The sequence below is a fragment of the Streptomyces sp. W16 genome, from assembly GCF_033194735.1.
In the GTDB taxonomy this organism is placed as follows: domain Bacteria; phylum Actinomycetota; class Actinomycetes; order Streptomycetales; family Streptomycetaceae; genus Streptomyces.
Genome location: NZ_JAWOAI010000623.1, coordinates 1 through 5,102, shown reverse-complemented (window position 1 = coordinate 5,102; position 5,102 = coordinate 1). Strand labels below are relative to the sequence as shown.

The 5,102-nt window shown below is 70.8% G+C and carries 5 protein-coding genes and 1 pseudogene; 3 read left to right on the top strand and 3 right to left on the bottom strand.

Going from position 1 to position 5,102, the window contains the following annotated elements; all coding sequences use genetic code 11:
* The 3 genes from R6V09_RS45500 to R6V09_RS45490 form a co-directional block, all read left to right on the top strand.
* The coding region (locus tag R6V09_RS45500; RefSeq protein WP_317887347.1) for a substrate-binding domain-containing protein at positions 1-578 on the top strand (578 nt) is incomplete at its 5' end.
* A gap of 76 nt (positions 579-654) precedes the next feature.
* Complete coding sequence (locus tag R6V09_RS45495) at positions 655-1,482, top strand: hypothetical protein (protein WP_317887348.1); 828 nt, start codon at positions 655-657, stop codon at positions 1,480-1,482.
* 78 nt (positions 1,483-1,560) lie between these two features.
* Positions 1,561-2,211, top strand: coding sequence for a peptidoglycan-binding domain-containing protein (locus R6V09_RS45490; RefSeq protein WP_317887346.1), 651 nt, complete (start codon positions 1,561-1,563; stop codon positions 2,209-2,211).
* Between the two features lie 161 nt (positions 2,212-2,372).
* Here the strand turns inward: R6V09_RS45490 and R6V09_RS45485 are convergent, their stop codons facing one another.
* From R6V09_RS45485 to R6V09_RS45475, 3 genes and pseudogenes are all read right to left on the bottom strand, one after another.
* On the bottom strand, positions 2,373-2,747 hold the full coding sequence (locus tag R6V09_RS45485) for a hypothetical protein (protein WP_093623389.1): 375 nt from the start codon (positions 2,745-2,747) through the stop codon (positions 2,373-2,375).
* A gap of 414 nt (positions 2,748-3,161) precedes the next feature.
* Entirely contained in the window at positions 3,162-4,082 is a 921-nt protein-coding gene (locus tag R6V09_RS45480) for a MurR/RpiR family transcriptional regulator (RefSeq protein ID WP_317887345.1), read from the bottom strand.
* A 67-nt stretch (positions 4,083-4,149) separates the two neighbouring features.
* A pseudogene (locus R6V09_RS45475) lies at positions 4,150-5,102 on the bottom strand (phospholipid carrier-dependent glycosyltransferase); the annotation flags it as partial.

Sequence of the window (5,102 nt, the reverse complement as noted above, 5' to 3'; positions counted from 1 at the left end):
GCAACCCGGCCGCCGCCCTCGACCGGGTGCGCACCGACCGGGCCCACGGCGCCGCGGTCGCCGTCGCCCACTTCGCCGCCCTCGGCCACCGCAGGATCACCGCGGTACTCCAGGAAGGCCCGCACGCCGAGCGGATCACCGCAGGATACGAGTCGGCCGTACGCTCCCTCGGTCTCGAAGCCGCCCCGGGCGCCCCCTCGGTCCGCGAACACGGCGACTACGAGGCGAGCGTGGACTTCCTGGCGGACGCGGTACGCCGACGCGGTGTCACCGCCGCCCTCGTGCACAGCGACGAGGACGCGATCGTGCTCGTGCCCCGGCTCCGGGCTCGCGGCATCCGCGTCCCCGACGACCTGGCGCTCATCGCCTACGACGACGAGGTCGCCCCGCTCGCCGACGTCCCGCTCACCGCCGTGGCCCCGCCGAAGCGGTCGGTGGGGGAGCTGGCCGCTCAGCTGCTGCTGCGAAGGCTCGCCGAGCGCGGGAACGGAGCGCGGCCGGTCCCTCGCCAACACGTGGAACTCCTCCCCGAGTTGAGGATCCGTGCCTCCTGCGGAGGCGGGCCGCCCACCCGGTGAACCCGGGACGACCGTTTTGATCATTACGCGCGAACGCTCTCCACACCCTCAGCCAAGGAGAACCGGCATGCCCTCCCTGCCTCCGGCCCGCCCCCGCATCCTGTACGTCACCGATCTGGCGTATCAGGCACGTGGGCGCCGCTACTGCGACGAGGACATCGACCTGACCTCCCGGCTGCGCGCGGACTTCGACCTGGCGCTGTGTCATCCGCTGGACGCGGCCGGGCTGATGGACGGATTCGACGCGGTCGTGGTCCGCAACAGCGGTCCCGTCCTCGGACACCAGGAGGAGTACGACGCGTTCCGCGAGCGCGCGACCGAGGCCGGGGCCCGCGTCTACAACCAGCTGTCGGGCCGGGCGGACATGGCGGGGAAGCAGTACCTCCTGGACCTCAGTGCCGCCGGATTCCCGGTCATCCCGACCGTCGACCGGATCGAGGACCTGGACCGGCTGCCGCGCACGGACCGGTACGTGGTCAAGCCCAAGCTCGGCGCGGACTCGATCGGTCTGCGGATCGTCCCGGCGGACCGGCTGCCCGCCCTCGCCGACGGGAGCGTCCTGGTCCAGCCGTGCGTCGACTTCTCGTACGAGGTGTCCTTCTACTTCGTCGACCACGACTTCCAGTACGCCCTGCATGCCCCGGACACAGGGCAGCGCTGGCGGCTCGAAGCGTACGAACCCACCGCCGCCGACCTGGAGTTCGCGCAGCGGTTCATCGACTGGAACGGCATCGACCACGGCATCCAGCGCGTCGACGCCTGCCGTGCCCCGGACGGTGAACTGCTGCTGGTCGAGCTGGAGGACCTGAACCCCTACCTCTCCCTGGAGGCACTCGACGACGTACGCCGGGACGCGTTCGTCGCCGCGCTGAAGGCGTCCCTGCACCGGTTCGTCGGAGCGTGACGTGAACTCCTGAGGCCGAACGCGCGTATCTCAGAGGGATGGCGGAGATCCGTGCGCGCGGAACGGAAGGAGAGCAGTGTGTCTACACCGCCCGAACCGGGAGCCTCGTCCGGCGGCCCGGTCCTGGAACCCGCCCGTGTCCTGCGCCGCCGCCGCTCCGACAATCTCGCGGAACTGCTGCGGGAGCCCCGCCGGGACTCCTCCGTCTTCGAGTCGGTCCCGGTGTCCCGGCCGTTCTTCGGCTCCGACGACGAGACACAGGAACTGCCGCCCGTACGCGGTGACTTGCGCCCGGTACCGAGCGACAGCCCCTTCGGCCCCGGACTGCGCCGGGCCGCCATCACCATCGGCGTCAGCGCCGCCGCCCTGGTCGGCTTCGCCTGCGCCCTCCTGCTGCCCGGCAGAGGCGAGGCCAGCACCGCGCAGCCGGTCACCACACCCACCCCGGTGACCTCCGCCACCGCCACGAGCGCCGCCGACCCCGACGGCGCCGGCACCCTCCGCGAGGGAGACAGCGGCGCCCAGGTGACGGAGCTCGAACAACGCCTCCTGCGCATCCCCAACGTCTACGAGAACGGCTCCACCAGCGGCCGGTACGACGCGACCCTCAAGGAGGCGGTCGCCCGCTTCCAGCTCTGGTACGGCATCCGCGGCGACGAGAACGGCGTCTACGGCGACGACACCCGCAAGGACCTGGAGTCACGCACGACACCCGACGCCGGCCAGTAGGGCTCGCGCCCGGTCATTCGTCGTCGTGGTGTCGCCAGTACCAGAACGCGCCTACGACGAGGGCCAGCAGAAACACTCCGGGCAGGACCAGACCTGGAATACGGGAGCCACTCATCGGCCTGGCCTCCGGTTTGGGAAGGGCACCGTGCCGTCGCCGCCGGTCAGCGTCCCGTGCTGTGTCCGACCAGTGCCTCGGTCACGGCGCGGACGCTGCGCGCGATGTGCTGCAGCTGGAGGAGCTCGGCGGCGTACAGCTTGATGGTGTGCTCGATGACAGACTCCGGCAGGCCGATGCCTGGCAGGTCGGCGCGTGCGGTCTGCAGGGCGGTGCGGGCCACGCGGATCTCGTGCTGGACCTGGATCTGCGCATGGCGGGCGAGCAGCACGGGGTGGCGGATGAACGCGGGGTAGCTGGCGTAGCGGGCCGGCACCAGCTCGCGCAGCCACTTGGCGGCCGAGCGCTCCCAGTCGTAGCTGCCCGGCGTCTTGACCTGACAGGGCCAGTCCTGGCTGATGCGGGTGGTGGTGAGTTGCATGTCATCGCTTCCCGGTGTGCGGCGTCGCGGGGGGTGGTTCGACGGTGTGTGGCGGCCCCGGTCTAGGGGATGACCGGGGCCGCCCTGGGCGCTCGCGCAGGCGATGCCCGACCGAACACCCCTGGCGCCGACGCGGGTAGGAGACGGCGGCTGGGGGTGTCCGTGCAGGAGCCCCGGAGGACGGGTGTCGCCGGCGCGGCAGGTGGAGCAGCGTGCGCATGGGCGGACCGGTGCTTTCTCGGGGCGGGTGCGAGCGCTGGGCTCACGGGTGCGGAACAGGTCCGGAGTGGGCCGGACGCGATCCGTGAGCAGTATTTATATATGCCGTCTTCTTTGCAAGGCGTATGAAAACATTCATGCGCGAAATGGGTGGAATCGTCCCTGTCTGAAGTGATTCGATGGGGGAGTGGCGGGTCAGTCCCGCATGAAGAACTGGTGCTGCTCGGCGATCTGCTCGTAGTCCTCAAGGCGGGCCTGGGTGCGCTCGGGATCGGCGTCCGTCATGGCCTGGAGCAGCGCGGAAGCCATCACGCCCGGCGCCGCGTAGGAGTCGAAGACCAGGCGGGAGCCGGTGCCGGTGGCGAAGGTGATGTCGGCCTCGTCGGCCAGCGCGCCGAGCGCGAGGTCGGTCACGAGGGCCACTTTGAGCCCGGCGCTGCGGGCCACCCGGATCGCGGTGAGCGTCTCGTGCGCGTGCCGCGGCATGTCGAAGGCGAGCAGCCAGGTGCCGCCCGCCTCGCGTGACTGCAGGATCGCGTCGTAGGCGACGCTGCCGCCCCTGGTGACCAGCCGTACGTCGGGGTGGATACGGCGTGCGGCGTACGCGAAGTACTCGGCCAGCGAGACGGAGATGCGCAGGCCGAGGACGGTCAGCGGGGTGGACGCCGACAGTTCGCGGCCGACGCCGATCAGCCGGTCGGGGTCGGCGAAGTCCCGGCGCAGGTTCTCCAGGTTCTCGATCTCGGCGTCGACCGCGGCCTGCAGTTCGTTGCTGCGGTTCACCTCCGCCGCGGGGCCGCCCGCGAGGGTGCTCAGGGCGATCGCCTGCAGCCGCTCCCGTAGCGCCGGGTAGCCGCTGAAGCCGACCGCCGCGGCGAACCGGGTCACCGAGGGCTGGCTGACCCCGACGCGTTCCGCGAGATCGGTGATGGAGAGGAACGCGGCCTCGGTGATGTGCTCGATCAGGTACTGCGCGATGCGCCGCTGACCCGGCGACAGCCGTGGCCCGTCGAAGAGTTCGCGGAGCTGGGAAGTCGGCGCCGCCCCGACTTCCGGGTCGGTCTTTCCCGAGGTGATCGCGGATGCCTGGGCGCGTGCCTGCTGCGGCGATGGCACGGATCCGCCTCCTTTGTCTCCCACGGTCACTCAACATAGCTCACAGAGCGTTGTGACCAGAGGGCGATCAGCGCCGGTAAATGGTGATCGAATGACCGACTTGATCGATCGGGCGACTGCTGTCGATCAACTCGGCCAGTTTTCCGCGGGCTTTGTCGATCGAGGTGTCCGAAACGACCAGCAGGCCGTGCACCTCGCGCACGCCTACCTTGCGCGGATCGGACGACTGGATGCCGTAGTACGACGGCACACCGCTGCCCTTGTAGACCAGCCAGATCCGCTCGCCCGGGTAGCGCTCACGGAGCCGGTCGGCGAGCCGGCCGAGGTCCTGGCCCCAGTCCACGTTCGAGTCGTGCAGCCGCAGATAGGTCTTCGCCGGACCGCCGAACGCCTCGTTGGAGTACGGCAGATAGTAGGGGAACGTCCGCAGCGAACTCACCGCGACGAACGCCACCAACAACCCCGTGGACAGCGCGGCCCACCGCCATCGCAGCAACGGCACACAGGCCGCCGCGACCGCCAGGAACATCGGCACGAAGATCGCGTACCGCGTACCGAAGTCCCGCGAGCCGCCCATCGCCGCGGCCAGCAGCACCGCGGTGGGCACGAGCAGATAGGGCGCCGCCGGCCGCAGCCGCCGTACCGCCACGACCGTGACGGCACCCGCCACCCACAGGGCGAGCATGCCGAGCGGGGTCTTCACCAGGAACGCGGCAGGCAGGTAGTACCAGTGGGACCCGGTGTAGAGGTGCCCGAACAGGAAGCCCTGCCACGGGTAGTCCTCAAGGCCGAACTGGATGCGCATGCCGTCGAGGAACGCCCGCGGGAACGGCAGCAGCTCGACCACCCGCCCGCGCAGCCCGTGCACGGCGGGCACCGGTTCCGTGGACGCGAACCGCAGTCCGGGGTCCACCACCAGATACGACGCCCATACGACGGCGACCGCGACCAGCGCGACGACCACCGCGCTCGCGGCGCCGAGGAGTAGCGCCCGCCGCCGGGCCTCACGGTCGGCCGGGC

Excerpts from the sequence above, each read along its gene's own strand:
- R6V09_RS45485 (WP_093623389.1), bottom strand. The coding sequence starts at position 2,747 with ATGCAACTCACCACCACCCGCATCAGCCAGGACTGGCCCTGTCAGGTC.